This is a genomic window from Vibrio sp. 1-2 (7-a), from assembly GCF_013048515.1.
Lineage (GTDB): Bacteria > Pseudomonadota > Gammaproteobacteria > Enterobacterales > Vibrionaceae > Vibrio > Vibrio diabolicus.
In genome coordinates, this window is the sequence record NZ_VHSQ01000002.1 from 227,306 (window position 1) to 253,996 (window position 26,691).

Below are 26,691 nucleotides of genomic sequence, written 5' to 3' on the forward strand. Positions count from 1 at the left end.
GTGGCCTCCTATCGGTTTTTCCATTGCGGTGGGCGTTTTTCTAAAAAGGCGCGAACACCCTCAACTTGATCTTCCGTATCAAAAAGATTCAGAAACAACTCTCGCTCTTTCATTAAGCCGTGCTTAAGTGGCGCTGAGCGCATATTTTGAATGAGCGCCTTACATGCAGCGACAGAAGATGGTGACTGGTTCGCAACAGATTCAGCAAGCTCCAACGCTTTACTTAACGCTTCGCCTTTGGGAACCAACTCCTCAGCCAAGCCTAGTTCTTTTGCTTTGTCAGCGCTAACTTGTTCTCCACATAAAATGATGCGCTTTGCCCAGCCTTCTCCTACTAACGCTGTGAGGTTTTGGGTACCGCCAGCGCAGGGCAAAAGTCCGACTTTGGCTTCAGGTAAAGCAAGTACCGCTTGCTCTTCAACTACTCGAATATCACAAGCTAATGCCACTTCTAAACCTCCGCCCATGGCGTAACCATTAATGGCGGCAATGGAAACACCACGGAATTCCGAGAGTGTTTCAAACGCTTCACCAAAGCATCGCGCCATGTCTAACGCAACCGCTTTGTCACCATCAGAAAATAGCTTGAGATCCGCACCAGCAGAGAAAAACTTTTCTCCACTGCCGGTTAAAACCAGTGCGTAGACCTGCTTATCATTGTTAAGTGTGAGTATCAGCGACTTCAATACCTTGAGGCTCTCTGCTGTCCACGTATTGGCTGGCGGGTTGTTCATCATCACCACCGCAACGTGATTAGTGATCGTATGTTGAATGGCTTCTTGGGTTAATGGCATATCTGAATCCTTTCTCAATGAGCAAATCCAATACTTCGCTACAGCAAGGCCGATTCCTCAGAGAGCAAACGGCGCGCGATGATCAAGCGCATGATTTCGTTTGTCCCCTCCAGAATTTGATGCACACGCACATCTCTGAAATGACGCTCCATTGGATACTCTTTGATATAACCATAGCCGCCATAAAGCTGCAGCGCTTGGTCGCAAACCTGAAAGCCCACATCGGTTGCGAACCGTTTTGCCATCGCGCAATAAGCAGTGGCATCTGGGTCATTTCGGTCGAGTTTACTGGCGGCATAGCGCACCAACTGCCGCGCAGCCACTAGCTCTGTCGCCATGTCTGCCAATTTGAATTGTAAGGCTTGAAACTGCGCAAGCGGCTTGCCGAACTGCTTACGTTCTTGAATATACCGTGCCGCCTGATTAAGGGCCTGTTGCGCCGTACCGACGGAGCAGGTCGCAATATTTATACGCCCTCCATCAAGCCCTTTCATCGCAAAGACAAAACCTTGACCTTCTTCGCCAAGTAAATGGCTAGCTGGAACAACGACATTTTCAAAAGTAACCGCTCGTGTTGGTTGGCTATTCCAACCCATTTTGGGTTCTTTGCGCCCATAGCTGATACCACCTGTTTGAGCAGGAACAACAAATGCAGACACGCCTTTGGCACCCGCTTCTCCGGTTCTCGCCATCACGACCAAAACATCTGTCTCTCCTGCGCCAGAGATAAAGGTTTTGCCACCGTTGAGGACATACTTATCTCCCTTTTTTGTAGCGGAAGTGGTCAGTGCAGCGGCGTCTGATCCTGCGTTGGGCTCGGTTAAGCAATAGGAGCCTAACCATTCCCCCGTAACTAACTTCGGGCAGAACTGCGTTTTGGCTTCATCGGTAGCAAAACTGGCTATCATCCAACTGACCATGTTGTGAATCGTCATAAACGCCGTAGTGGACGTACATCCCATGGCCAGTTGTTCAAAGATAATTGAAGCATCCAAGCGACTCAGCCCTAGGCCACCTTGCGCTTCTGGAGTGTAGAGACTGAGAAACCCCAGTTCTCCCGCCTCTCTCAATACGTCTTTGGGGAAGATCTGTTTTTCATCCCACTCCGCCGCCATCGGTGCTAAACGCTCATCGGCAAATTGCTGAGCGGTATCGGCAAATGCACGTTGATCTTCATTAAGTTCAAAGTCCATAAAAGCTCCTTCTATTCACTCAGCGCAGTTGGATGGTCAAATTAGGCCCCGTTGGAATATCGTCATCAAACCAACGTGCCGTCACCGTTTTAGTCTCGGTATAAAAACGTACCGCTTGTTTACCATACGCATGCAAATCGCCATAGAAACTGCCTCTCCAACCAGTAAAGGAGAAAAATGGTAAAGGGACTGGAATTGGCACATTGATCCCCACTTGACCGACTTGAATGTCATGCTGATATTTTCTTGCAGCAGCACCATTAGCGGTAAATATGGAAGTGCCGTTACCGTAAGGGTTGCGATTCACCAACTCAATGGCCTCTTGCAACGTTTCGACTTCCATACAAACTAAAACGGGGCCAAATATCTCTTGCGTGTAAATCGACATATTCGCTGTTACACCGCTAAACAAGGTTGGGCCAATCCAGTTTCCATCGGGAAAGCCTTCCACTTCACACTGACTGCCATCCAGTTCACACACTGCGCCTTGTTGTTTGCCATCTTCAATTAAGTCCAATACGCGTTGTTTAGCTTGCTCACTGATGAGAGGACCATAAGCAGCTTGCTCATCGTCCCAAGGCCCTGGGTGTACTTTCGCCATTGCCTGTTTGAGGTCTGTAATCCATTGTTTTGAATCGCCGACAAATACCGCAACAGAAATCGCCATACAACGCTGCCCCGCCGCCCCAACGGAGGACCCCACTAGGTTATTCACCACTTGTTCTTTGTTCGCATCAGGCATGATCACCATGTGATTTTTAGCACCAGCAAAAGCTTGAACGCGTTTAAAGTGTTTCGTACCCGTGGTGTAGATATAACGGGCAACAGGAACCGAGCCAACAAATGACACCGCTCGAATGTCAGGATGAGCCAGCAGAAAGTCGACTTGGTCTTTGCAACCGTGAACGATTTGCAACACTCCTTTCGGCGCGCCAGCTTGCTCAAATAGTTCGGCTAAACGAATAGAGGTCAACGGCACTTGTTCGGAGGGTTTAAGCACAAACGTATTACCCGCAGCGATGGCGATTGGGAACATCCACAACGGAATCATGGCAGGAAAGTTAAACGGCGTAATGCCGCAACACACACCTAGGGGCTGAATCATTGAGTAACTATCAATATCCGTGGCAACATTTTCGACGGTTTCGCCCATCAAATTGCTGGCAATGTTTGCAGCCTGCTCAACCACCTCTATGCCTCGCCACACATCGCCTTTAGCATCCACTAAAATCTTACCCGTTTCATGAGAAAGCAGTGTGGCAAGCTCATCATGATGTTCTTTGAGAAGGTGCTGATAACGAAGCATGACTCTGGCACGCTCGGATACTGCCACTTCCTTCCAGGATTGGAATGTCTCTTTCGCATTATCAATGGCGGCTTCCATCTCGTGATCCGTTGAGCAGGGAACGTACGCAATGACATCATTAGTGGCAGGATTAGTCACCTCAACCCAATCCGAAGTTTGAGATTCACGAAACTCTCCACCAATAAACAAGGGAACTAAACGAGTCATCATTTACTCCTTTCTGATTTCAATTAAAGCGGTATTTCAATGCCTATCGCCGTTGCCTCTCCACCACCGATACAAAGTGACGCAACGCCTCGCATCACTTTTTTGGCGTCTAGATCACCGTCGGTACCTAAAGCTTGTAGCTGACGCAAACTATGAATCAATGTCACCAGAATTCGTGCGCCACTTGCGCCTATCGGATGCCCGAGTGCACACGCTCCGCCTTTAATATTAACTTTGCTCATATCAAGCCCAAGTTCTGCTACCGCGATTTGTGTCACGACAGCAAAGGCTTCATTGATTTCCCACAGATCCACTTCGTCAATTGACCAATCCAACTGGGACAACAACTGTTCAATCGCATAAACGGGAGCCAAAGTATATTCAGCAGGTTTTCTGGCGTGTGTGGCGTGAGACTTGATAACGGCGAGTGGCTCAAGACCTTGGTGGATCGCAGTCTCTTCATCCATTAGAACAAGCGCTGCAGCGCCATCGGAAATCGCACTCGAATTCGCAGCGGTCACCGTGCCTTTTTTATCAAATGCAGGTTTGAGTTGAGGGATTTTATCCAGATCAATCGAGCGCGGGTGCTCATCGTAATCCAGCGTTCCTTGTTCAGACTTGGTGTTGAGTTCAATCGGTGAGAGCTCGTCGGCAAATAAGCCTCGCTCTTGAGCTTCCAACGCACGTTTTGCCGACATCACTGCCCATTCGTCCATTTGCTCTCTGGTGAACTTAAGCCTGTCTGCGACGTGCTGAGCATAAACACCCATTAAGTGCCCTTCGTACGCATCTTGCAATCCATCGAGAAACATGTGGTCATACGTCGACTGGTGGCCCATGCGCATTCCATTTCTCGCCTCTTTCAATAAATACGGCGCATTGGTCATACTCTCCATACCACCAGCAATGGCAGTTCGAATCGTTCCAGCTTTGATAAGATCGTGCGCCAACATGACGCTCTTCATGCCGGAACCACACACTTTATTGATAGTCGTGCAACCTACATTCATGGGTAAATCCGCACCAATTGCCGCTTGTCTCGCCGGGGCTTGCCCACAACCCGCAGGGAGCACACATCCCATGAAAACTTCATCTACAGATGTCACATTCACTTCATGCATCGCAGCCTTTATCGCTTGTGCACCTAATTGGGGAGCGGAGTAAGTTTGCAACTTCCCTTGAAAGCGCCCGATCGGCGTTCTCTTCGCGCTGACAATCCAGATGTCTTTTTCCATGATTCGCATTCCCTTGAGGTATATGTGAACACTAGACTGACTGATGACGCCCCTGCATGACATTGCTCACCAAGTGCTACGCCAGTCTTTGTCGCCCTTTCTCACTGACAAACTTTCATACTGCGATTTCTTGACGTTTACGTAAGCATAGCACTAGCCTTTACAATGAGATGAAAAAACACACCAAGTAGGCGTTTATCTTTCAAAATTTGCGTTCGGCCTTTCCGTTGAAGGTTCGATTTCCAGAAACTGGATTTTTATTCGAGGTAAGTATGTTATGGAAAAATACAAAATCAGTGACCTCGCCAAGGAGTTTGATATTACCACTCGCAGTATCCGGTTTTATGAGGACGTAGGTCTGATTGAACCAGAGCGAAAAGGCAACATGCGCGTTTATCAACGCAGAGATAAAATTCGTCTCAAACTGATTTTAAGAGGGAAACGGCTCGGTTTTTCACTGGCAGAAATTCGTGAACTTTTCGAGCTCTATGACATGCAACAAACCGAAGGACAGTTATTGAAAATGCTCAATATCATTGAAGAGAAACAAGCCGTCCTACAACAGCAACTCAATGACATCAGCGTCGTAATGGCAGAGTTGAATGCCGCTAAAGAACGCTGTATTCAAACACTCAAAAGCAAAGAGACATAACCGCTATACTCAAATAGCGACACTGCAATCGGCTTTTCCACCTTACCTCTGATATCGGGAGACGTTATGAAAAGCACCTACGCCCCACTGAATTTCGGACTTGGTGATACCATCGATATGCTCCGGGACCACGTTAATGCCTTTGCTACGGAGCATATTGCTCCCATCGCCGCAGATATAGACCGCGATAACCAGTTTCCGAAGCATTTGTGGCCTTTGTTTGGAGATATGGGGTTGCTCGGTGTCACCGTCGATGAAGAACTTGGTGGTGCAGGCATGGGATACCTTGCTCACGTTGTAGCGATGGAAGAGATCAGCCGAGCCTCTGCCTCCGTCGCTTTAAGCTACGGCGCTCATTCTAATCTGTGCGTCAATCAGATCTTTCGCAATGGCACGCCTTCTCAACGCAAGAAATACCTTCCCAGACTCATCGATGGTACGCACGTTGGCGCCCTAGCTATGAGTGAGCCCAATGCCGGTTCAGACGTGATAAGCATGCAACTGAAAGCGGAGAACAAGGGCGACCATTTTGTACTGAATGGCAACAAAATGTGGATCACCAACGGTCCCGACGCTGACATAGTAGTGCTTTACGCTAAAACGGATGTCAGCGCAGGTTCACGAGGTATTACCGCATTCATTGTTGAACGCAACGTAGAAGGTTTCAGCCATGCTCAAAAGCTGGACAAACTAGGTATGAGAGGCTCGAACACTTGCGAACTTGTATTTAACAATTGCGTAGTGCCGAAAGAGAATATTCTTGGCGAGCTGAATCAAGGCGTCGAGGTGTTAATGAGTGGGCTGGATTACGAGCGCGTCGTCCTCGCTGCCGGACCACTCGGGATAATGCAAGCTTGCATGGACATTGTGGTCCCGTACGTACATGAACGAGAGCAGTTTGGAAAATCCATTGGCGAGTTTCAGTTAGTTCAGGGCAAGATCGCCGATATGTACTCTCGAATGAGTGCAGCAAAAGCGTATGTATATACCGTCGCAGCGGCTTGTGATCGAGGTAACGCAACACGCAAAGATGCCGCAGGAGCGATTCTGTACAGTGCAGAACTCGCCACACAAATGGCACTTGATGCAATACAGTTGCTCGGTGGGAATGGCTACATCAATGAATACCCTGCTGGTCGTTTGCTACGTGATGCAAAGCTTTATGAAATCGGCGCGGGTACCTCAGAGATTCGCCGCATGTTAATAGGCCGAGAACTGTTCGAAGAATCTCGCTAAGGGAACATACGACAAGGAAGTCATTATGGCCATTATCAAAAGTAAAACTAAGCCAACTGACGAGTTATTTCTTTCCAATAAAGCTGCGATGGAAACGTTGGTCACTCAACTGAATCAACACATCGAGACCATCAAACAGGGAGGCGGTGAAAAAGCCATTCAGCACCAGAGGCAAAAAGGAAAACTCCCCGCCCGAGAACGCATCGCGCGCTTGCTTGATGACAACACTGACTTTCTTGAAATCAGCCAGTTTGCCGCCTGGCAAGTGTATGACGAATCCATCCCCTGCGCTGGCGTTATCGCCGGCATTGGTTTCATAGCGGGGATTCAATGTATGGTCATCGCCAACGATGCTTCGGTAAAAGGCGGAACCTACTACCCACTCACGGTAAAAAAACACCTTAGAGCGCAAGAGATAGCCCAACGTTGCCAACTCCCCTGCGTATACTTGGTGGACTCCGGTGGCGCAAATCTCCCTCATCAGTCCGACGTCTTCCCCGACAAAGAACACTTTGGTCGCATTTTCTTTAACCAAGCGAGGATGTCAGCAAAAGGCATCCCTCAGGTTGCTGTTGTGATGGGGCTTTGCACTGCTGGGGGCGCATATGTTCCTGCCATGGCGGATGTGTCCATTATGGTCAAAGAGCAAGGCACCATATTTTTGGCGGGACCGCCTCTAGTTAAAGCGGCCACTGGCGAAGTCGTGACGGGTGAAGAGCTCGGCGGTGCAGACGTGCATTGTCGTAAATCTGGTGTTGCTGATTATTACGCTGAAAATGATGAGCATGCCCTAATGCTTGCCCGAGAAGCCATTGCCAATGCCAATAGAGCAAAACCGATTAAGCCGGAAAACACCGTGCTACCTCCCCGCTACGATGCTGAAGAAATCTACGGAATCGTGAATGCCAACTTACGACTATCATTCGACGTCCGAGAAATCATCGCCCGTATCGTCGATGATTCTGATTTCGACGAATTCAAAGTCTTGTACGGCAGAACGTTAGTGTGTGGCTTTGCTCGCGTTCACGGACACTTGATCGGCATTGTGGCAAACAACGGCATCTTGTTTTCTGAATCGGCACAAAAAGGCGCGCACTTTATTGAACTTTGCGCCAAACGGAAAACACCGCTTCTCTTTCTCCAAAATATTACCGGATTTATGGTTGGGAAAAAGGTGGAAGAAGAAGGCATCGCAAAACATGGCGCCAAGCTGGTGATGGCCGTCGCTTGTGCTGACGTACCGAAGTTTACCGTAATCATCGGTGGGTCGTACGGCGCTGGCAATTATGGCATGTGCGGCCGAGCTTATGATCCAACCATGATGTGGATGTGGCCGAACGCTCGTATTTCTGTGATGGGCGGAGAACAAGCGGCAGGCGTCTTAACACAAGTTCGAAAAGACGCGAAGGAACGCCAGGGGGAAGCGTGGTCAGAGCAAGAAGAACACACTTTTAGAGAATCAATCATAGACTTGTATGAAACACAAGGACATCCCTATTTTGCGAGCGCTCGGCTATGGGATGACGGAATTATTGACCCCAAACAAACGCGTCAGGTGTTGAGTCAAGCGCTAACGGCAGCATTAAATGCCCCCATTCCTGATAGCGAGTTTGGCGTCTTCAGAATGTAAATATCCAGAGATAAATTAAGGAAGTAAGTATGCAGGAAATGCAACCAAGCATTATTCCCAACGCCCAAAGACAAGATGATGTTCTTTGGCATGTCGATGACAATGGCGTAGCGACCATCACTCTAAACAGAACAGCCAAGCACAATGCTTTTGATGCTTGTACGATCGACTTGCTGATCCACCGCCTAGATTATCTCGCTTTACGAACGGATGTGCGATGCTTGGTATTAAAAAGTAACGGCAAGCACTTTTCATCCGGGGCCGACCTGAATTGGATGCAGTCGATGGCCGACAGCACGAGGCAAGATAATTTCGTTGATGCCCAAAACTTGGCAAGACTCATGGAAACACTAGATTCGTTCCCTCAACCCACCATCGCGGTTGTACAAGGCTCCGCTTATGGCGGCGCGCTGGGATTGATTTGTTGCAGTGATATCGCCATCGCGAGCCAATGTGCCAACTTTTGCTTAAGTGAAGTTAAGCTTGGTTTAGTTCCGGCAACCATTGCACCCTACGTCATGCGCGCGATGGGGAATCGACAAGCTAGACGTTATATTTTAAGTGGTGAAGTCATTTCAGCCGAGGATGCCGAACGGTTTGGTATTGTGCACGAAGTGAAAGAAGCCAAACAACTTGAAAATGCGGTCGATAGCGTGATCAAGACGTTACTACTTAATAGCCCAGATGCGATGCGTAAAGCGAAAACGCTCTGTCACCAATGTCATCAAAACCCCATCGATCAACAACTGATTCGCTATACTAGCAAGCTCATTGCGGACATTAGGGTATCGCCACAAGGCCAAGATGGCTTGCAAGCGTTTCTTGAAAAACGAAGCCCAAGTTGGGTAACCAAATCACAGGACAAGTAATGCTGCCTTCCAAAGTAAATATTGTCGAAGTAGGTCCACGAGATGGATTGCAAAATGAATCTCCTGTTGCGACCCAGACTAAAATCCGGTTGATCAACTTACTCTCTGATACTGGGCTAACGCATATTGAGGCGGGCTCTTTTGTTTCGCCCAAATGGGTGCCACAAATGGCGGACTCAACAGAGGTCATGAAAGCAATAACAAGGCGAAATCATGTTACTTATTCTGCCCTGACACCAAACCTAAAAGGCTTCGAACAAGCCTTGGAGGCTGGTGCCAATCAGGTCGCACTTTTCACTTCATCATCAGAAGGATTCTGCCAACACAATATCAATTGCTCGATTGCAGAAAGTTTAACTCGCTTCGAGCCTGTAATGCGATTAGCCACCAAACACGGCATCCCTGTTCGAGGTTATCTATCCTGCGTTGCCGATTGCCCTTACGACGGTCCGACAGACCCTAAACAGGTAGCGAGCGTGGTCAAGTCACTCATCGATTTAGGGTGCTATGAAGTATCCCTAGGCGATACCATCGGCACAGGCACGCCAAATCGAATTGCTGCTATGCTGGAAGCCGTCATGTTGGTTGCACCTCTTCCCCAGCTTGCTGTCCATTTCCACGATACATGGGGACAAGCGCTCGCCAATATTCATCAAGCATTGAGTATGGGCATCAATACCATCGACAGCAGTGTAGCTGGGCTGGGAGGATGTCCATACGCTCATGGTGCCTCGGGGAATGTCGCGACGGAGGATGTACTGTATTTATGCCAAGGATTAGGGATCGAAACGGGGATCGACTTGGAGCTGTTAGCAAAAGCTGGCTGGATGATCAGCGAAGAGCTTAATCGAGAACCCACGTCAAAAGTATCGCTAGCTTTGCGTAACCGTATGACATCTCTAACGTAAGACGTTTATTAAACCTCGTAGTTTGCTTTGATACCGATATCAAAATGAAGTGGCATCCGCCACTTTGATATAGACAGGAAGCCCATAATTAAGCCAGACAACCCTGTCGCAATAGTCGCTACCGTCAGTATTTCGAAACAAAACGCAAAGGTTGCGATGGCAAGTAGCACTGGCATCGCTTTCAAGCCTGGAACTTTAAAACAAAAGGACTCTTTCAGCGCCACACCGGAAAAAGTGACAAAGACAAAACCAAGAGAAAGCCATACGCGGGATAAGTCTGGATCGCTCACCATGAAGAGCAGTCCCACCCAAGTTGACCAGCTGATGACAGTACGCACAGTTTTACTGTAGACATGGATATTGGCTGCAGTTAATACACCTGCAATGGCGATGAGCAGCAACACATTTCGATCATAAAATGCCGAACCTTCAATAAGGTGCAAACCCGATATCGTCATCGCGATAAGTCCAAAGGCAAATACGCTAATTCCTAAACGGTATAAACAGACACTTAAAATATCTAAAAAGTCTAGTGATTCCTGATGCTCAGTATTGGCCATGCTTCACTCCTAAATTGTTCCCTACCCACATTTCTTGAAGCTACCTAGGGATAGACAAACGAAATCGCCCGCCAGTACGATAAATAATAAGAGAGAATAAGATAAGCACACAGCCTACTAGCTTATTTGCCGTTAGCACTTCGCCATACCACAGCACGCTCAGAATGACGGTCCAAACTGGCTCTAATATCATGATCAAGGCAGCATTACCTGCCTGAACAAATTTTTGCCCCATGGTTTGCATTACGTAACGCAAGCTCGTCGCTAATAAGGTACTCAACGCAAACCACCACCAAATAGAGGAGTCCACCTCAGCCGGGAAAGATTCCATAAAAAATGAAACCAACAAACCTAAACAACCTGCTGAAAAAAGTTGCACGCAAGTAAGCAGCAGCACAGGTAGTTTTTGAGAGTATTTGCTGTTCACATTAAAATGAAGCGCCAAAACCAGTGCTGCACCAAGAAACCACAATTGACTGGCCGATTGTTTCCAGCCACCAACTAAAGAAAGACAAGCAAGACCTAATACAGCGATAGGCAAAGAAAGCCAGAAAATTCGTTGTGGTCGTTGACGAAACATAACCCATGCAACAATCGGCACAAACAGCATGGAAAGGCTCATGATAAATGCGCCTTCCCCGAGAGTATTACTGATAGAAATGGCGTAAATCCATGTCATAACGGCACTGCCTAACAGGAGTCCGACACCACTAGCAGATAACACATCTTTTAAGTTTGCTTTCAGCAAAGGTCGGTAACATAGAGGCAGCAAGCAGAGCGAAGCGATAGTAAATCGCGCCCCGATAAAGCCGAAAGGTGGTAAACCCTGTATTGTTTCCTTAGAAAAGATCCAACCAAGTGCCGCGATCATCGTTGTCGCAACCAGAATAACCGTCGCTTTGCGTTCTGAGTTAAACATAAGTACTCACAAAATATGGAACACAGTATCGCAGCAAGGGAAGTTTGCTGCGCTGTTGTATCAATTTGAAAGGAGTTTCTGTCGAGCGGAAGTGAAAGCCCAATTCTCTCCTGTGTTGTTAAGCAGATTGAAGTTCTGCGGTCGGATACATTAAAGGCAGGTAAAGTCTTAAGGCAAGCGTTTTCGTATACTAAATTGCCTAAGCATCTTATGCACTAAACAAACTGGCTAAAACTTGGACCGGATGTCGAACGACCTCCCCTTCAAAACGCTTAACTTGACTGCGGCAGGAATATCCCGTGGCTAACACACGCTCGGTGGGCAGGTTCTTTATATTCGGTTTCCAACTCAGCTGATAAATAGCTTCAGACGTACTTTTCTTATCCACTTCATGGCCGAATGTCCCTGCCATGCCACAACATCCCGCAGGTATCACTTGCAGCTTTAAACCAAAGTGATGAAAAATAGACTGCCAAGACTTCTCAGTCTCCGGTACTTTGGTCTTTTCTGTGCAATGCGCCATCAAATACCAAGGCTCTTCGTCTGATAAACTTACTGGCGGCCATTCATTGAGTGTATCCACCAGCCATTCATGAGCCGTATAAACTGTAAACTCGCCCCGCTTTTCTTTTAGAACCTGATGGTATTCATCACGATAACAAAGCACTAAGGCAGCATCGATACCGATCATAGGAATTTCAAGCTCAGCAACTTGGTTGAGAAAATCCGAAGTGTTTTGTGCATTTCTGGCGAATGCCTTAAGGAAACCTTTTACATGTTGAGCTTTCCCATTAGGTTTGAAAGGCAGAACAACAGGGTGTTTCCCTAACCGCTGCAATAACTGAATAAAGTCCGCAACCAACTCGGCTTCATAAAAGCTGGTAAATGGATCTTGAACAATCAAGACGTAATTTTGCTTCACTTCTGGGGAAAGCGATTCTAGATACGCAAAGTCAAACGGGCTCACGCCAAGTGCCTGACATCGACTTTGCAACGTAGGGATAGATAGCACTGGCGAATCAATAAAACCGATGGATGTCTCTAATACTTGCGTAACGGGCCTACTAGATGCAATTTGATTAACCAGCTTGGGAGCTTTTGCCATAATCGGCAGCAGTTGCTCAATATTCGACACCAGATAGTCGCGCAGAGGTCTGCGATAACGCGAGTGATAAACGTGTAAAAAACGTGCTCTAAAATCAGGCACATCAACTTTAACAGGACACTGACTCGCACACGCTTTGCACGCTAGACAGCCATTCATCACCTCATAAACTTCATGCGATAGGTCATCAGATGTGGGTCGAGATATCAGTTGACTCAGCTTCTGAGCCAAAAGCTTAACCGATAACGTTTGATTGAGAAGCTGTTGTTCGTTAGCGAGCAAGTCGAAACCACTGTCATTCAGGCGACGCAGCCATTCACGCATTATCCCAGCCCTCCCTTTCGGAGAGTGGCGACGATCGGCTGTTACTTTAAATGATGGACACATTGGGCTATCAGCATCGTAATTAAAACACAGCCCATTGCCATTGCAAGACAGCACGGGCTTAAGCGACTCTCGGACTGCTACGGGGATCTGACGATCATAGTAGCCACGCTTGGTCGCTGTGACTTTTACCATTTCAGCGTCGCTATTCAGTGGTGTGCAAATCTTCCCCGGATTCATTTTATTGTCTGGGTCAAACGCCGCTTTAATGCGCCTTAATTCAGTAAAGAGCTCATCACCAAAGAAGGCAGGTCCATATTCTGAGCGATATCCTTTACCGTGCTCTCCCCACATTAAGCCATTGTATTTTGCCACCAGCGCGACCACATCATCGGACAGTTGATGCATCAACGCTTCCTGCTCAGGGTCACACATATCGAGCGCCGGACGCACGTGAAGGACGCCAGCATCCACATGACCAAACATGCCATAATGCAGGTTATTGCGGTCTAGCAACGTACGAAATTCCTCGATAAAGTCCGCCAAATTTTCAGGCGGCACACAGGTATCTTCCGCGAATGCAATCGGCTTTGCCTGACCTTTGGTCGCGCCAAGCAGCCCGACCGCTTTCTTGCGCATGCCATAAATGGCCAGGATGTCTTGGGGTTCACGACAGACTTGATAACCGATGATACCACTGCGTCGGTGAGCCATTTCGTTATCGAGAATTGAAAGTAAGCGTTCAACTTTATCTTCAATATCATCGCTATGACTGCCTGCGAACTCGACAAAGTTAATCCCTTGCATCTCTTTGCCCTGCACATCTGAGATCGCGTGTTTTACCGAGTGCCAGACTATGTCTTCTCTTGCAAGATTAAGCACCTTTGCATCAACCGTCTCTACCGATAGCGCCTCTGCTTCGACCATCAAGGGAGCATTTCGCAATGCAGAATCAAAGCTATCGTATTTAACGTTCACTAACCGTCGCGTGGTAGGTATTCGCGTAAGATTGAGCTTGGCTTCAGTGATAAAAGCTAACGTGCCTTCAGAGCCACATAATATTCTCGTGACGTCAAACTCTTCACTCTTGTCGTTGATGGCGTTTTTTAGGTCATAACCAGTAAGAAAGCGATTCAGAGGAGGAAACTTATCCAAAATCTGTTGACGCTTGTCTCGACAAACTTTCTCTGTAATTTTTAACGCTCGCGATACTACATCACTGTTTAACCATTTGTTTTGTTGAATAGCTTCGGTATCGAGCACCGAACCATCCGCCAATACCGCTTTGAGCGCCAACACATGATCCGAGGTTTTACCATATTGCAAAGAGCCTTGGCCTGATGCATCGGTATTAATCATCCCACCTAATGTTGCGCGGTTGCTGGTCGACAGATCTGGCGAGAAGAAATAACCATAAGGGCGAACGATGTCATTGAGTTGGTCTTTGACTATCCCAGTTTCCACTCTCACCCAGCCTTCCTGCTCGTTAATCTCTAACACTCGATTCATGTAGCGAGACAGGTCAACCACGACCCCCGAGTTCAATGATTGTCCGTTGGTGCCCGTTCCGCCTCCTCTGGGCGAAAAGGTCAGGTGCTTAAATTCATCACGTGCACTGACCTTGCCAAGTATTACCACATCATGATGGTTGGCAGGAAAGACGACCGACAAAGGAAGTTGCTGGTAGACGCTGTTGTCAGTCGCCATACTCAATCGAGTGGTATAACGAGCATCAGTATCCCCCTTGAAACCAAGTTGTTTAAGGGTGTTAAAGAACTTGATAACCACAGGATCAGAGGAAACCTGTAGCGGAAGTGCAGGAAGCATAATTTGAATCGGTGCCTTACGGTTGTCTTTTTAGGTTCATAACATGAATGTGGAGTTAAAAGCGGTAGAGGCGCTTGGGGTTATCGACCAGAATCTTGCTAAACAGTGTCGTATCTTGCGTCCAGTGCCACAAGGTATCTAACAACTGGCCATCATTTGGCATCTCAGCAGCAAAACATGGGTGAGGCCAATCCGAACCCCAGACACATTGCTCTTCATTCGCTTCTAACAAAGCTTGAGCAAATGGAGAAACGTCATCATAAGGCGGCGATTGAGGCGACAAACGATACGGAGCCGACAGTTTTGTCCACACTTTCCCTTCGGCCTTAAGCTTCAATAAGGTTTGAAAACCAGGATGAGAAATAAGCTTGTTTGTTGGCATATGTCCAAGATGATCAATCACTACGGGCACGGGTAAAGCCCTTAATCGCTGATATAAGTCATCAAACTGCGAAACATCAATTAAGCATTGAAGGTGCCAGTGTCGCTCTGCAAGGCGAGCCGCTAAACGTTCAACATCACGCCACTCAATACCACCTTTAAACAGTAGATTCATCCGCACCCCACAAAATCCCGCTTCTTGTAGCTCATCCAGCGTTTGCTCGGACACATCCGCATCCACGACCGCGACGCCTTTGTAGTCGTAACCTTGCTGGCGTAAATACCGTAATGTATCAAGATGCAACTGGTTGTCATTGCCATACACACTCGGCTGAACCAGCACGCCATGACGAATGCCTAATTGCTGATGCAAATGCAGGTACGCGCCGACGCTGGCATCGGGTGGCGTGTAGGTTCGCGTTTCACAGTACGGATAACGTGAAGAAAAAACGTGGGCGTGACAATCAACCGCGCCTGCAGGAATCGCGATTGTTGGTTTATTTACAAATGGGTCAGCCGCTTCACAAAATGGAATTATGCTCATCGAAAATCATCCTGTCAGAAAGGTAGAGGTGCCATCAACGAAAGCACCTCTTGAAGACTTAACTGAAGTTCTCACTCAACCAGTTTGCGATCACGCCAGAGAACTGAATAAACTTAGGATCGTCGTCCAACATCCACTCGGTGTGACCACCTTCCGGCAGTAAGAATAGAGATTTCGGCCCAGGGTATTTCGCGTACAGCGACTTTGCTTCGGTCACTGGGTGAAGGTCGTTTTCTGCACCGTGCGCAATCAAGATTGGCGCGTCTGCAAATCGCTCGTCCAGTAGAGCTTCCGGTTTGAAATTGATGAGAGAATCCGCAAAATCCAGATCAGATGTCACGCCATAGCCCGGCGCTTTGACCAGTTCAGTGAATACATATTCGCGGCTTACTGGATCAAGCGGGTAGATTTCAAATGGATCAATCCCCTGCTTTTCTCCACCAAGAGCAAGACGTGTACGCTCTTCTAACATAAATTGACGGAACGCTTTCCAACCGTGTTCACCACGTTGAGCAACCTGAACACGTACCGCATCATAAAAGCCGTTCATGGAGATAAGGCCATCAATCGCATCTTGGCAAACTCGGTAAGCATCAAGAATTAATCCCCCTGCCATGCCCCAGCCAGCCAGTACGACTTTGCGGCATTCCTCGTTAGCGCGCTTTTTCACAACCGCAACCGCATTAGCGATGTCGCGTACTTGTTCATCCAGAATAACTCGCTCACGAATGCCTTCAGATTCACCAAAGCCACGGTAGTCAAATCCGAATACCGTAAAGCCCTTCGCAGTTAAGGCTCTCGCGTAACGCTCTGGGTGAATATTTTTTTGCCCAGTAAAGCCTGAGCAGACAATGACGATCGGTAAGTCTGGGTTGTTAACGTTCTCGTCAGTAAAGAAAGCGCCATCAAGGCGTAGACCATCACTAATTACTGGGGCTTTTTGTTCAATCATAATTATCTCGTCCAAATGAATGTGTATGCTCGACAAAGAAGTCCTTGTCTTAAGTCACATCATGTTCGAATTTTGATAGCAATAATTTAACAATTGCGACATTCTTATCCAGAAATACGACATAGATGAACTGCCCACTTGGTGACCACAGAGAATGAAAACGACACACACGTATCGCATTGGTTTTTTCCTTATTCCTGATTTTTCGATGCTCTCTTTTTCGGCGGTTATCGAACCTCTTCGAATGGCCAACCGCCTCGCTGGTTGCGATTTGTATCAGTGGGATATTTATGGATTCGAAAATAAAGAAGTGTCGGCCAGTAATGGCGTTTCATTCTCGCCAACACAGTCAGTCAACAACATTGCTCATTTAGACTTGCTTCTAGTTGTGGCAGGTATTGGCGCCCATGTTGCTGCTGCGAGTGGCTCGGTGAATCAGTGGTTAAAGCAAGCGCTTCGTCAAGGCATCGCCGTGGGCTCGACTTCGACAGGCAGCGTATTGTTAGCAAAAGCTGGCCTATTAAAAAATAAAACGTGCACCGTGCATTGGGAGTCCGCCAATAGCCTGGCAGAGGAGTTTCCAAACATTAACGTGACCAGTGAGTTGTACGAATTCGACCCACGCACACCAACTTGTTCGGGCGGCTTAGCCGGTTTGGATATGATGCTTCATTTAATTACAAACCAACATGGGAGTGACTTGGCGAATCAAGTGGCAGAGCAATGCATTCACCCTGCGATTCGACCAGCGCATGATAAACAGCGGATGTCGTTAATCCGTAAGCACAACATCCGCCACCCGCGCCTGCTCGACGCTGTAGAGATCATGGAAGCCAACATGGAAGAGCCGCTAAAGTGCTATGAAATTGGCGAACAAGTAGGGTTATCGGTCAGGCAGATGGAAAGGTTATTTTTGCAATACTTGCAAGACAAACCAGGTAATTACTACCTTCAATTGCGCTTAGAACGTGCTCAACATTTGTTGTTGCAAACCATGCTGTCCATCACCCAAATCAGCACCGCTTGTGGGTTCAGTTCTACATCGTATTTTGCGCGCTGCTACAAAAAACGCTATGAAAAAACGCCGCGTGAAGAGCGACGTTTAGCTTAAGATTAAGTAAGAGAAAAGAAGTTCGATCTCATCGTGATGTGTCAGGCGACGTGTCAGACGGCTTATCAGACAACGTGCCTTGGTAAAGCAATGATAGCCAAGCAAGTACCCGCTCTTTACTGGCTTTATCAAGTTGCAAACAGCCCTCTTCTATCGCTGAAACGCGTGAAGCGGGCAGTTCTTTCTCTGCCAAAGTACGAAACTTACCTCGCATCTCGTCTCGACTGAGAGGATTTTCAGGATTACCTCGCGCAATACAGGGAGGCGAAGTCAGTTTGTCGCCATTTTTCAACGTCACCACGACATGCGCCCAGCGTTCGGCTGGAAACTCATCATTGTATGCAGGCTCTTCAATTAACTTCATCCGTTCCGTAAGTGCCAAGCGAGCAGGATCTTTCAGTCCTTTGGTGACGGCTTCTACCGTGACCGTATTATCTATAACCACACTCGCTACTGAAAATGGCAAACTGTACTGAGCCTGCTCGGTTGTCTCAGGGCGCTTGGTATGCAGGCACACCGCCTGGTGAAAGCTGTGAACTTCGATAAGTTCAATCTCATCAGGTTCTAGTTTATTTTCTTGTTGCAGCGCTCTCACCGCTTCAACCGCAGGTTGAGCCCAACGACAAACCGGATACGGTTTAAAGTATTGCTCCAGGATATACCAGCGCTGCCCTAAATCTGCCCACAAAGCGTGAGTTTGTTGGTCCAGCAAAGTCACGGCTGGCGCGCCAGTAAAGCCCTCTTCTGCCAGTTCTGCACTGGCAAAGCCCGCCATCGCTCCCCAGCCAGAGCCGTCTTTGAGCATGGTCGGATGTTCAATACAACGCATCATTTGGCTGCGTGGACCATAAAACTCAGCAATGCCGAGCGCATGCTCTGTTTGTGCATCCGTCAAGCCTTTTCTTCTTGCAGAAACCGCGGCGACGCCCAACGCATTCCAAGCACCAGAAGTATGGTAATCACAAGCGGTTTGATGCAGCGCGATTCCGGCGCGAGTTGCTATTTCGTAGCCAATGACGAGGGACGTTAATAACTCTTCTCCCGTAACTGCTGACCCATGCATACTGGCGAGCAGCCCCGGCAAAACAGCGACGCCAACATGGCCTTTCGTCAGGACTTGGCCGTCGTGCGCGTCCATACTGTCAATCAACATTCCGCCATATAGAGTTGCCCCACAACCACTAGCCGTGTGATCAGAAAACAGCATCGGCGTATCACCGGCAAACTGCTTCTGCGCGAGTTTGGCTACCATGTTTTGCAGCTGCGTCGCTTTACCAGCTGCGGCGACACCTAACAAATCCAAGACGCAATATTTCGCTTGTTCAATAACGTCAGCGGGAAGCTGTTCAAAGGTTAATTCGTGAATAAATCGATGAATAGATTGCATCATCTACTGCTCCAGTTTTAGCGTTTTGCCTTCGACAATAGCGTTGTGATCAATGGTGTATTGCTGTCTCGCATGGTAGGCAGCTCGAATCTGGCTTTATCAATATCGTCCAATAACAAAGTCGCAGTTATCAAGGTTTCACCGTCTTCTGCCTGCGCCAATAGCTCACCCGTTGCAGACAAAATACAGCTTCCTCCCCAAAACCACGCTTCGCCCTCTGGCCCGTAACGGTTGGCCATCAAAACTGGAGTTCCGTAGAGCACCGCATAAAATTTAACGTTAACTAACCAGTTGTCTTCATTGGAAAAATCTTTACTGACAATACTGCTGGCCGAATTGATCGGCGCGAGCAAGATTTCAGGCTTATCGAGTAGCGCGCAATGAACCAAAGGTGGATTCCATAAATCGGCACAAATTAAAACCGAGCCTCGCCAATTATCATCAAGAGAAACGCTGGTGGTTGCGTCTCCCGAATGAAACCACTTGCCCTCTTCAAGCCCACCATAGGTTGGTAAATTGATTTTGCGATGCACAGCAACCACCGTACCACCGAGCAACCAAGCCATCGCGTTGTAGTATTCTCCCGGAGCGGCCTGTTCCACAAAGCCGACAATCACGGACATGTGCGGTGCAAGTTGCGCAAGCTCTTTAAGCCGAGCATCATCACGCTTCATGGCAACTTCACGCACAGAAGATTGGAGCTGGTATCCGGTCAAGGAGAGTTCAGGAAACAGCAATAGCTGCGACCCCAAGGCCGCAGCTTGCTTTATGTAATCCTGATGAGTATTCAGATTGGCATTCACATCGCCTAACTGGGCGTTGATTTGGGCCACACTGACTTGCAGGATAGTCATGGTATTACCCCAAGTTATGCTCAGATAGGAACTGGCTTGCGACTTCTGAGATCGAACGTCGCTCCACATCAACTTGTTGATTCAAAGTCGACATCGTATCGCCATCGATCGCCGCAGAAAGCGCGTTCATTTGCTCGGCAAGCTCTGGGTTCGCATCTAGCGTTTCTTGGCGAACCACAGGAGTGATCGCGTAATCAGGGAAGAACTGTTTGTCATCCGTTAAAACGGTAAAACCAAATGCTTTGATACGACCATCTGTTGCAAATACGAGCGCAGCATCGACTTCTTTCCCTTTCAGCGCATCATAAGTTAACCCCGTATCCATGCGTTTCACTTGGTCTCGTGAAGCTTTGAATTTGTAGGTTTTCTGTAAAGGTCGGAAGCCATCTTTTCGTGCATAGAATTCCGCATTCAAAGCAATGGTCATTGGCGGGTCTTTACGCATTTGCTCGGCGAAGTCGGATAAGGTTGAGATGCCACGTTGTTTCGCATCGTCACTGCGCATAGCGAGCGCGTAGGTGTTGTTCGCTTTTGAAGGGTTAAGCCAAACTAGGCCTTTCTTCGCATCGAGTTCCTTAACGCGTTGATACACTTGATCTGCTGGGAGCTTGTCTTTGACTTTGTTGTAAATGATCAGTGATGTGCCCGTGTATTCCCAATAAAGATCGATCTGGCCGTTTTCTTGCGCTTTTCGCAAAACCGCGCTGCCCATGCCCGAACGTTTATCAACGTCGTAGCCTTTTTTGGTTAAATATTGAGACGTAATTTCCGTTAAAAGCTGTTGTTCTGTAAAGTTTTTACCACCTACGACGATTTCCGCAGATGCGTGAAAACTTGAAAGCAGTACACCAACGGCCAGCAAGCGGCGAGTAATTTGCTTCAACATGTTTGACTCCTGTCTGTGTTCAATTTTTAGGATTGTTATTGTCTAGCTCTAATAGGGTTACAGCCTTTAGGTACAGTGACATAGGAAACGGCTCCTACCACACTGTCGATAGCGATAGCCAACATCGCTGTAGGAATAGCACCTGCCAGCATCATGATGGGTTCATCCAGATCAATACCGGTAAAAATGAGCTCCCCTAACCCACCGCCACCAATTAAGAAGGCCAGTGGAGCGGTGCCCACGTTGACAGCTAACGCCGTGCGGATACCAGCAAAAATGACGAACAGCGCATTAGGAATTTCAACCTGAAACAACATTTGTAACTCGGTCATACCAATGCCTGACGCCGCTTCTTTTAAATGAGCGGGTACTTCTTTCAGTCCAATGTAGGTGTTTCTGACAATCGGCAACAACGAGGCAATCGTCAGCCCAAATACCGCAGGCACGGTGCCAATGCCAAGAAAGCTCATTGCCAGCGCGAGAATGGCTAAAGTAGGAATCGTGGTCCCCACATTCAAAACCTGCATCGCCGATTCTGCGACTTTCTGAAAACGGGGACGGCTGAGCAATACGCCGACGGGAATCGCGATTAGGATCGCCAATCCACCAGACAGCAGCACCAGTTCAATGTGCTGAAACGTCAGATAAACAATGTCTTCTTGATAGTAGAGGAAATCATCGATCGTACCCGCGCCTTGTAAATAAATACCCAACGCAAAGACACACGCCAATAAAACGAAATAGTAGGTTTGTTTAAGCTGATTGGTCACGATGCCTCCTTAGCCTGATGCAATGGCTGCGGCTGACTAGGAGAGGTATCGCGCTGATAAGTTGCGCCTAGATAATGGGTAATGCCGCGCTGTGTGACTTCGCCCACTAAGCGGCCATTCTCGTCAACACACGGCATCCAAACAATGTCGTGCGTGAACATCTTCGATGCGACTTTACGCAGATCATCCGTGGTTCGGGCGATTGTTTTCAGGCCGACATAATGTTCGCCGCAGTACCCCTTCATATTGATTGCGGTAGCTTTTGGCACATAACCGATAGGTTGGTGTTGGTCATTCACTAATATCACGGCGTCGCGATACCCATACGCGTCAATTTTGGTTAGAGCGTCGGCAAGCGTATCATTAGGTTTCACGTACGCAAAAGTGGTCTGCATGACGGACTCAGCCGTAACTAAGCGTAGACGTTTAAGTGCGCGATCATCTCCGACAAAGTTTTTCACGAAATCATCTTTCGGGTGTGCGAGCAAATCGTCAGGCGTATCGTACTGAACCAGATGACCATCACGGAAAATCGCGATTCTATCGGCCATTTTGACCGCTTCATCAATGTCATGACTGACAAACATGATGGTCTTGTTGAGCTCTTGCTGCATTTTAAGGAACTCATCCTGGATTACTTCACGGTTGATCGGGTCAATCGCACCAAAAGGTTCATCCATCAGCATAACGGGAGGATCCGCAGCTAGAGCTCGAGCAACTCCAATTCGTTGCTGCTGTCCGCCAGACAACTCATTTGGATAACGATTAAGGAAGACACTAGGATCAAGAGCCACCATCTCCAATAGCTCTTTTGCACGCGTCATGTACCTTGCCTTATCCCACCCTAATAACTTGGGAACCACCGCGATGTTTTCGCCGATCGTCATGTTGGGAAATAAGCCAATTTGCTGAATAACATAGCCAATGTTGCGGCGCAGAGTGACCGTATCCATCCCAGAAGTATCTTCACCACCAAGATAGATCTTGCCCGATGTCGCGGGAATAATTCGGTTGACCATTTTCAGCGTGGTGGTTTTGCCACAACCGGACGGGCCAAGTAACACACATATTTCACCACTGGGAACTTCCATCTCAATGTGATCTGCGGCAGTCACCGGGCCATTAGGCGTTTCAAAAATTTTGGTTAGCTTGTCAATTTTGATCATTTGAATGTCCCTATTATTTGTCCTTTATCGAGCTGCAGTCAGGCCCGGTGGCGTTAATCTTTTTTGTAGTCGAATCAATCCATAATCCGCGATGATAGCCAGAAGGCTGACGGCGATGGCACCAACGATCAGTTGTCGAGGATCACTTTGCGAGATGCCGCGGCTGATAAACACGCCTAGCCCTCCTGCTCCGATATACGCGGCGATCGCCATAACGCCAATATTCATTACTACTGCCGTTCTCACACCCGCCATAATCACCGGAATCGCCAATGGAATTTCCACCATTTTCAAACGCTGAAAAGGCGTCATCCCGATGCCGCGAGCTGCCTCTCGGAGTGACGGTTCTACGTTGTGAATGGCGGTATAAGTGTTGCGAATAATAGGCAGCTGAGAATAAAGCAGTACGGTAATCACGGCGGGCACGTAGCCAATCCCATGACCAATGGTCGATAAGAGAGGAATCATCAAACCAAACAGTGCGATTGAAGGAATGGTGATAATGATGGACGCTACGTAAAGCACCACTTTCGCAACGCGCTCATTTTGTGTGATAAGAATGCCGATAGGTACGCCAGTTAGGATGGCAAGCCCAACAGCCAGAGCGACCAAAGAGATGTGCTCCATGGTAAGCGTACCTAGCAGCGCTAAGTTATCTATGGTGAAATTTAGTAAGTCCAAGTAGGTCTCCCCCAACTGTGATTCGCAACCAAGTTAACAGGAGATTAAATTACGCTACTTTTTATTAACAGTGTTGTAAAATAGCGACACGTTAAGATAGAAATACGAAATATTAAGGAGGGAAATAATTAGCTTTCTCATCACCAAAAAAAGCGCTTTATTGGCGATGAGCAGCAGTAGTAAACAAGTTGATTATATCGGAACTGAAAAAAGCCATTGATAGCATGAAGAACCCACTACAATGAGCGGTTAAATTGCTCCACAGCCTCTACGACACGGCTAGCGCCATCTTGTATTTCGTTCATCACATTCCCCGCTTTTTCTGAAAGTTCTAGCGTATCTAGTGCTTCTTTTTGACATTTGGCGATCAGTTGGACAGCATTATCGGTTCGCTCTAAGTTTTCAGTTACCATTGTGACAATTTCATCAGTGGTCGCATTGGTTCTTGTGGCAAGCTGTCTGACCTCGTCAGCAACAACGGCAAAGCCTCTACCATGCTCACCCGCGCGAGCTGCTTCTATCGCCGCATTTAACGCCAGTAAGTTAGTTTGGTCTGCAATACCACTGATGCTATTAACCAGTTCACTAATGCGTGATGAGTGCGCTTTGAGCTCGTCAATGGCCGTATTCGCTTGCTGCATCTGGTCAGACAGTGTTTGCACCTTTTCTAGCGTCGAACCTATCACTTGCTGACCTTGCAGTGTTTGTGTTCCGGTCTCTTGAGAAACTTCATTAGCCAATTGCGCAGCCTGAGCCATTTGCTGCTCTTGCATCACCTGCTGGGTGATGTCGGTCGCGAACTTGACGACCTTGTAGAGCTCTCCTCTATCGTTATGGATAGGGTTATAGGAGGCTTCTAACCATACCTCTTCACCGTAACGGTTAACTCGCTTATACCGGTCTGAAGCAAACTGTCCTTTTGCCAAACGTTGCCAGAACTCGCGATAAGCTTCAGAACCAGCCTCTTCCTGATCGCAGAACATACGATGATGCTTCCCTTTAATTTGATCCAGTGTATAACCCATCGTACTAAGGAAATTACCATTGGCTTTTAATACATTACCATCTAACGTGAACTCAATAACCGCCATAGAACGGCTCAACGCATTAAGCATGTCCTCTTGCTCACGCGATGTTTTGATCGTTCGCGTAAGCTCAGAAGCAAACACAAAAAAGCTTTCGACTTCTTGATGTTCGTTTAAAACAGGCTGGATAACCGTTCGTAACCACGCTTCTTCGCCGTTGCCTTTAAGTACTTGCATCGCGCCATTCCAAAATACTTTGTCTTGAACGGCTCTCTTCATTCGATGAAAGTGCTCTGTATTGCGCGAATTTGATGGCACCAACTCGGTAATCGGTTTCGCTAAAATATCCGCATCAGTGAAAAAGAGTTGTTGCTGAAGTTTTGTATTTACAGAGGTAATGCAGCCTTTCTTATCCAGCGTTAAGCGAAGCATTTCTTCATCTAAACTGTGTTGGATTTGCTGCAAGCGTTGCAGATCCTGCTTTAATCGTTGGTTTTCTTGCTGAAGCGACTTATTAAAAAACATGACTTTCTCTCATTTGACTAATCTTCGAACTAGTCAACGGTTTATTATTTATATGCCCAATAGCCTGCAAAGATACGATTTCGTTTGATCGTTCTTCAAACGCAATTCCTGTCTCCGAGCTGAGATACCTACATGACATAAGGCTATTTTTCTTTGGTATGACTTAAGCGCAGTATACTGAAATTTCTTCACCGCCCAAGTTGTTTATATATTTATCAATATTAAGGCAATTTGCAGCGATTAGAGATCCGTATTAATGCGGATAGTTGTATGGAGAAAGGATGTATTTGGATCAAAAAAAGCCCTTTCCATAAAGGAAAGGGCTTTGACTTAGTTCCCAAAATTTTTGCCGTTTTACAGCAGTTCCACCGACTGTTGAGCAATTACCCACTCTTCATTGGTAGGAATAACTAGTGCTTTCGCACCGAGCAACTCAGATGTTGCAATAACACCTGCGTTGCCAAATCTTGCATCTTCGTTGCCTTTCTCATCTTCAACAAAACCTAGCAGTTTCAGGTTTTTCAAGATTTCACGACGAATTGGTAGTGAGTTTTCACCAATACCACCAGTGAAGATGATGCCGTCTAATGAATCCAGAGCAGCTAAGTAAGAAGTAATGTATTTCGCAACACGGTAAGTGAAAATTTCAAATGCCAACTTCGCACGTGTGTTACCCGCTTCCATGGCTTCTAGTACACCACGTGCGTCACTTGTTACACCGGATACACCTAAGAAGCCTGACTTCTTGTTCATCATCTCGAACACTTCGTCTTTTTCCCAACCTTTACGGAAAAGGAACTCGATAACACTTGGGTCGAGGTCACCACAACGAGTGCCCATCATTAGGCCTGCTAGCGGCGTCAAACCCATACTTGTATCAACACATTCGCCATTTTTAACCGCACTCACTGATGCACCGTTACCTAAGTGCACGGTGATAAAGCTGCTTTCTTCAACCGGTTTATCTAGCATTTTCGCTGCTTCACGGCTTACGTAGTAGTGGCTTGTGCCGTGAGCACCGTAACGACGCACTTTATGCTCTTCGTAAAGCTCGTAAGGAAGCGCGTACATAAACGCTTTTGCAGGCATTGTTTGGTGGAAAGCAGTATCAAACACAGCGAATTGAGGCAGTGAAGGGAATGCTGCCATTGCTGCTCGCATGCCTTCTGCATTCGCTTTGTTATGAAGTGGCGCTAGCTCAGCAAGACGCTCAACTTCTTGAATAACTTTTTCATCGACTTTTACTGTGCCTTTAAAGGTTTCGCCACCAGCAACAATGCGGTGACCTACAGCTACAAATTTTGAGCTCAAACCCAAAGTCTCGAGTAGTTTTACCACTCGCTCAACAGCGTACTGATGATGGTTACCGCCAGCAGGAATTGCTTCAACGGTTTTTTCTCCCTGATATTTCCAACTGATTTCAGCTTCAGGTAGGCCAAAACACTCACCAATACCTGATACCAAAGCTTCACCGGTTTCAGAATCAATAACAGCAAATTTTAATGAAGAGCTACCAGAGTTGATCACCAGTACAAACGAATTAGACATGAAATAGTTATCCTGTTGTAGAGCAGAGGTTGTAATAGCGCTTGTGCGCTGCGTACTTCTTGTTTGCCCCTCTATTATTCAATAATTTTTTAATCT

23 protein-coding genes are annotated in these 26,691 nt (G+C 47.4%); 6 read left to right on the top strand and 17 right to left on the bottom strand.

The annotated features are described in order from the left end of the window. Positions 1-8 precede the first annotated feature (8 nt). The 4 genes from FKN08_RS08660 to FKN08_RS08675 are packed head-to-tail and all read right to left on the bottom strand — an operon-like array spanning position 9 to position 4,735. The gene (locus FKN08_RS08660; RefSeq protein WP_170891840.1) at positions 9-794 is read right to left on the bottom strand and encodes an enoyl-CoA hydratase; all 786 of its coding nucleotides are present in this window, start codon (positions 792-794) and stop codon (positions 9-11) included. Between the two features lie 38 nt (positions 795-832). After that, entirely contained in the window at positions 833-1,987 is a 1,155-nt protein-coding gene (locus tag FKN08_RS08665) for an acyl-CoA dehydrogenase family protein (protein WP_170891841.1), read from the bottom strand. Positions 1,988-2,006: 19 nt separating this feature from the next. Continuing rightward, the gene (locus tag FKN08_RS08670; RefSeq protein WP_124008052.1) at positions 2,007-3,500 is read right to left on the bottom strand and encodes a CoA-acylating methylmalonate-semialdehyde dehydrogenase; all 1,494 of its coding nucleotides are present in this window, start codon (positions 3,498-3,500) and stop codon (positions 2,007-2,009) included. A gap of 23 nt (positions 3,501-3,523) precedes the next feature. Beyond that, complete coding sequence (locus FKN08_RS08675; RefSeq protein ID WP_170891843.1) at positions 3,524-4,735, bottom strand: thiolase family protein; 1,212 nt, start codon at positions 4,733-4,735, stop codon at positions 3,524-3,526. A gap of 277 nt (positions 4,736-5,012) precedes the next feature. Between FKN08_RS08675 and FKN08_RS08680 the strand changes: the two genes are divergently transcribed. From FKN08_RS08680 to FKN08_RS08700, 5 genes are all read left to right on the top strand, one after another. Then, positions 5,013-5,387: a MerR family DNA-binding transcriptional regulator gene (locus FKN08_RS08680; RefSeq protein ID WP_012842485.1), complete on the top strand. Its 375-nt coding sequence runs from the start codon at positions 5,013-5,015 to the stop codon at positions 5,385-5,387. Between the two features lie 66 nt (positions 5,388-5,453). Then, positions 5,454-6,623: an isovaleryl-CoA dehydrogenase gene (locus FKN08_RS08685; RefSeq protein WP_170891845.1), complete on the top strand. Its 1,170-nt coding sequence runs from the start codon at positions 5,454-5,456 to the stop codon at positions 6,621-6,623. 25 nt (positions 6,624-6,648) lie between these two features. Further along, positions 6,649-8,253, top strand: coding sequence for a carboxyl transferase domain-containing protein (locus FKN08_RS08690; RefSeq protein WP_170891846.1), 1,605 nt, complete (start codon positions 6,649-6,651; stop codon positions 8,251-8,253). 29 nt (positions 8,254-8,282) lie between these two features. After that, complete coding sequence (locus FKN08_RS08695; RefSeq protein ID WP_170891848.1) at positions 8,283-9,122, top strand: enoyl-CoA hydratase-related protein; 840 nt, start codon at positions 8,283-8,285, stop codon at positions 9,120-9,122. Further along, a complete protein-coding gene (locus FKN08_RS08700; RefSeq protein ID WP_170892046.1) occupies positions 9,122-10,030 on the top strand; it encodes a hydroxymethylglutaryl-CoA lyase in 909 nt (302 codons plus the stop codon). Before FKN08_RS08695 ends, FKN08_RS08700 begins: the two co-directional genes overlap by 1 nt. A gap of 8 nt (positions 10,031-10,038) precedes the next feature. Here FKN08_RS08700 and FKN08_RS08705 read toward each other — a convergent pair whose 3' ends face one another. From FKN08_RS08705 to FKN08_RS08725, 5 genes are all read right to left on the bottom strand, one after another. Then, positions 10,039-10,590, bottom strand: a complete 552-nt coding sequence (locus FKN08_RS08705; protein ID WP_170891850.1) for a DUF2301 domain-containing membrane protein — start codon at positions 10,588-10,590, stop codon at positions 10,039-10,041. A gap of 40 nt (positions 10,591-10,630) precedes the next feature. Then, positions 10,631-11,509 carry a DMT family transporter gene (locus FKN08_RS08710; RefSeq protein ID WP_170891852.1) on the bottom strand — a complete coding sequence of 293 codons (879 nt, stop codon included), beginning with the start codon at positions 11,507-11,509 and terminating at the stop codon, positions 10,631-10,633. A gap of 208 nt (positions 11,510-11,717) precedes the next feature. After that, the gene (locus FKN08_RS08715; RefSeq protein ID WP_170891854.1) at positions 11,718-14,765 is read right to left on the bottom strand and encodes an FAD-binding and (Fe-S)-binding domain-containing protein; all 3,048 of its coding nucleotides are present in this window, start codon (positions 14,763-14,765) and stop codon (positions 11,718-11,720) included. A gap of 55 nt (positions 14,766-14,820) precedes the next feature. Further along, positions 14,821-15,690 carry an amidohydrolase family protein gene (locus tag FKN08_RS08720; RefSeq protein ID WP_170891856.1) on the bottom strand — a complete coding sequence of 290 codons (870 nt, stop codon included), beginning with the start codon at positions 15,688-15,690 and terminating at the stop codon, positions 14,821-14,823. A 58-nt stretch (positions 15,691-15,748) separates the two neighbouring features. After that, positions 15,749-16,642 carry an alpha/beta hydrolase gene (locus tag FKN08_RS08725; RefSeq protein WP_170891857.1) on the bottom strand — a complete coding sequence of 298 codons (894 nt, stop codon included), beginning with the start codon at positions 16,640-16,642 and terminating at the stop codon, positions 15,749-15,751. 154 nt (positions 16,643-16,796) lie between these two features. Between FKN08_RS08725 and FKN08_RS08730 the strand changes: the two genes are divergently transcribed. After that, positions 16,797-17,753: a GlxA family transcriptional regulator gene (locus tag FKN08_RS08730; protein ID WP_170891859.1), complete on the top strand. Its 957-nt coding sequence runs from the start codon at positions 16,797-16,799 to the stop codon at positions 17,751-17,753. A 28-nt stretch (positions 17,754-17,781) separates the two neighbouring features. Here the strand turns inward: FKN08_RS08730 and FKN08_RS08735 are convergent, their stop codons facing one another. From FKN08_RS08735 to FKN08_RS08770, 8 genes are all read right to left on the bottom strand, one after another. Beyond that, the gene (locus FKN08_RS08735; protein ID WP_170891860.1) at positions 17,782-19,143 is read right to left on the bottom strand and encodes an MmgE/PrpD family protein; all 1,362 of its coding nucleotides are present in this window, start codon (positions 19,141-19,143) and stop codon (positions 17,782-17,784) included. Between the two features lie 14 nt (positions 19,144-19,157). After that, positions 19,158-19,994, bottom strand: a complete 837-nt coding sequence (locus FKN08_RS08740; protein ID WP_170891862.1) for a nitrilase-related carbon-nitrogen hydrolase — start codon at positions 19,992-19,994, stop codon at positions 19,158-19,160. A gap of 4 nt (positions 19,995-19,998) precedes the next feature. Further along, a complete protein-coding gene (locus FKN08_RS08745; protein WP_170891865.1) occupies positions 19,999-20,880 on the bottom strand; it encodes a glycine betaine ABC transporter substrate-binding protein in 882 nt (293 codons plus the stop codon). 35 nt (positions 20,881-20,915) lie between these two features. Further along, the gene (locus FKN08_RS08750; RefSeq protein ID WP_170891867.1) at positions 20,916-21,650 is read right to left on the bottom strand and encodes an ABC transporter permease; all 735 of its coding nucleotides are present in this window, start codon (positions 21,648-21,650) and stop codon (positions 20,916-20,918) included. Next, positions 21,647-22,816, bottom strand: a complete 1,170-nt coding sequence (locus FKN08_RS08755) for an ABC transporter ATP-binding protein (protein WP_046873661.1) — start codon at positions 22,814-22,816, stop codon at positions 21,647-21,649. Before FKN08_RS08755 ends, FKN08_RS08750 begins: the two co-directional genes overlap by 4 nt. Before the next feature lie 24 nt (positions 22,817-22,840). Then, the gene (locus FKN08_RS08760; protein ID WP_031780180.1) at positions 22,841-23,497 is read right to left on the bottom strand and encodes an ABC transporter permease; all 657 of its coding nucleotides are present in this window, start codon (positions 23,495-23,497) and stop codon (positions 22,841-22,843) included. Between the two features lie 236 nt (positions 23,498-23,733). After that, entirely contained in the window at positions 23,734-25,047 is a 1,314-nt protein-coding gene (locus tag FKN08_RS08765; RefSeq protein WP_170891869.1) for a methyl-accepting chemotaxis protein, read from the bottom strand. Positions 25,048-25,401: 354 nt separating this feature from the next. Further along, positions 25,402-26,595 (bottom strand): acetate/propionate family kinase, encoded by a 1,194-nt coding sequence (locus FKN08_RS08770; RefSeq protein ID WP_104970111.1) that lies wholly within the window; start codon positions 26,593-26,595, stop codon positions 25,402-25,404. Between the last annotated feature and the right edge of the window lie 96 nt (positions 26,596-26,691).

Coding starts and splice junctions, on each gene's coding strand:
- FKN08_RS08770 (WP_104970111.1), bottom strand. CDS start 26,595: ATGTCTAATTCGTTTGTACTGGTGATCAACTCTGGTAGCTCTTCATTA.
- FKN08_RS08670 (WP_124008052.1), bottom strand. CDS start 3,500: ATGACTCGTTTAGTTCCCTTGTTTATTGGTGGAGAGTTTCGTGAATCT.
- FKN08_RS08765 (WP_170891869.1), bottom strand. CDS start 25,047: ATGTTTTTTAATAAGTCGCTTCAGCAAGAAAACCAACGATTAAAGCAG.
- FKN08_RS08690 (WP_170891846.1), top strand. CDS start 6,649: ATGGCCATTATCAAAAGTAAAACTAAGCCAACTGACGAGTTATTTCTT.
- FKN08_RS08745 (WP_170891865.1), bottom strand. CDS start 20,880: ATGTTGAAGCAAATTACTCGCCGCTTGCTGGCCGTTGGTGTACTGCTT.
- FKN08_RS08710 (WP_170891852.1), bottom strand. CDS start 11,509: ATGTTTAACTCAGAACGCAAAGCGACGGTTATTCTGGTTGCGACAACG.
- FKN08_RS08735 (WP_170891860.1), bottom strand. CDS start 19,143: ATGATGCAATCTATTCATCGATTTATTCACGAATTAACCTTTGAACAG.
- FKN08_RS08725 (WP_170891857.1), bottom strand. CDS start 16,642: ATGATTGAACAAAAAGCCCCAGTAATTAGTGATGGTCTACGCCTTGAT.
- FKN08_RS08715 (WP_170891854.1), bottom strand. CDS start 14,765: ATGCTTCCTGCACTTCCGCTACAGGTTTCCTCTGATCCTGTGGTTATC.
- FKN08_RS08720 (WP_170891856.1), bottom strand. CDS start 15,690: ATGAGCATAATTCCATTTTGTGAAGCGGCTGACCCATTTGTAAATAAA.
- FKN08_RS08700 (WP_170892046.1), top strand. CDS start 9,122: ATGCTGCCTTCCAAAGTAAATATTGTCGAAGTAGGTCCACGAGATGGA.
- FKN08_RS08660 (WP_170891840.1), bottom strand. CDS start 794: ATGCCATTAACCCAAGAAGCCATTCAACATACGATCACTAATCACGTT.
- FKN08_RS08680 (WP_012842485.1), top strand. CDS start 5,013: ATGGAAAAATACAAAATCAGTGACCTCGCCAAGGAGTTTGATATTACC.
- FKN08_RS08730 (WP_170891859.1), top strand. CDS start 16,797: ATGAAAACGACACACACGTATCGCATTGGTTTTTTCCTTATTCCTGAT.
- FKN08_RS08705 (WP_170891850.1), bottom strand. CDS start 10,590: ATGGCCAATACTGAGCATCAGGAATCACTAGACTTTTTAGATATTTTA.
- FKN08_RS08685 (WP_170891845.1), top strand. CDS start 5,454: ATGAAAAGCACCTACGCCCCACTGAATTTCGGACTTGGTGATACCATC.
- FKN08_RS08755 (WP_046873661.1), bottom strand. CDS start 22,816: ATGATCAAAATTGACAAGCTAACCAAAATTTTTGAAACGCCTAATGGC.
- FKN08_RS08695 (WP_170891848.1), top strand. CDS start 8,283: ATGCAGGAAATGCAACCAAGCATTATTCCCAACGCCCAAAGACAAGAT.
- FKN08_RS08675 (WP_170891843.1), bottom strand. CDS start 4,735: ATGGAAAAAGACATCTGGATTGTCAGCGCGAAGAGAACGCCGATCGGG.
- FKN08_RS08740 (WP_170891862.1), bottom strand. CDS start 19,994: ATGACTATCCTGCAAGTCAGTGTGGCCCAAATCAACGCCCAGTTAGGC.
- FKN08_RS08665 (WP_170891841.1), bottom strand. CDS start 1,987: ATGGACTTTGAACTTAATGAAGATCAACGTGCATTTGCCGATACCGCT.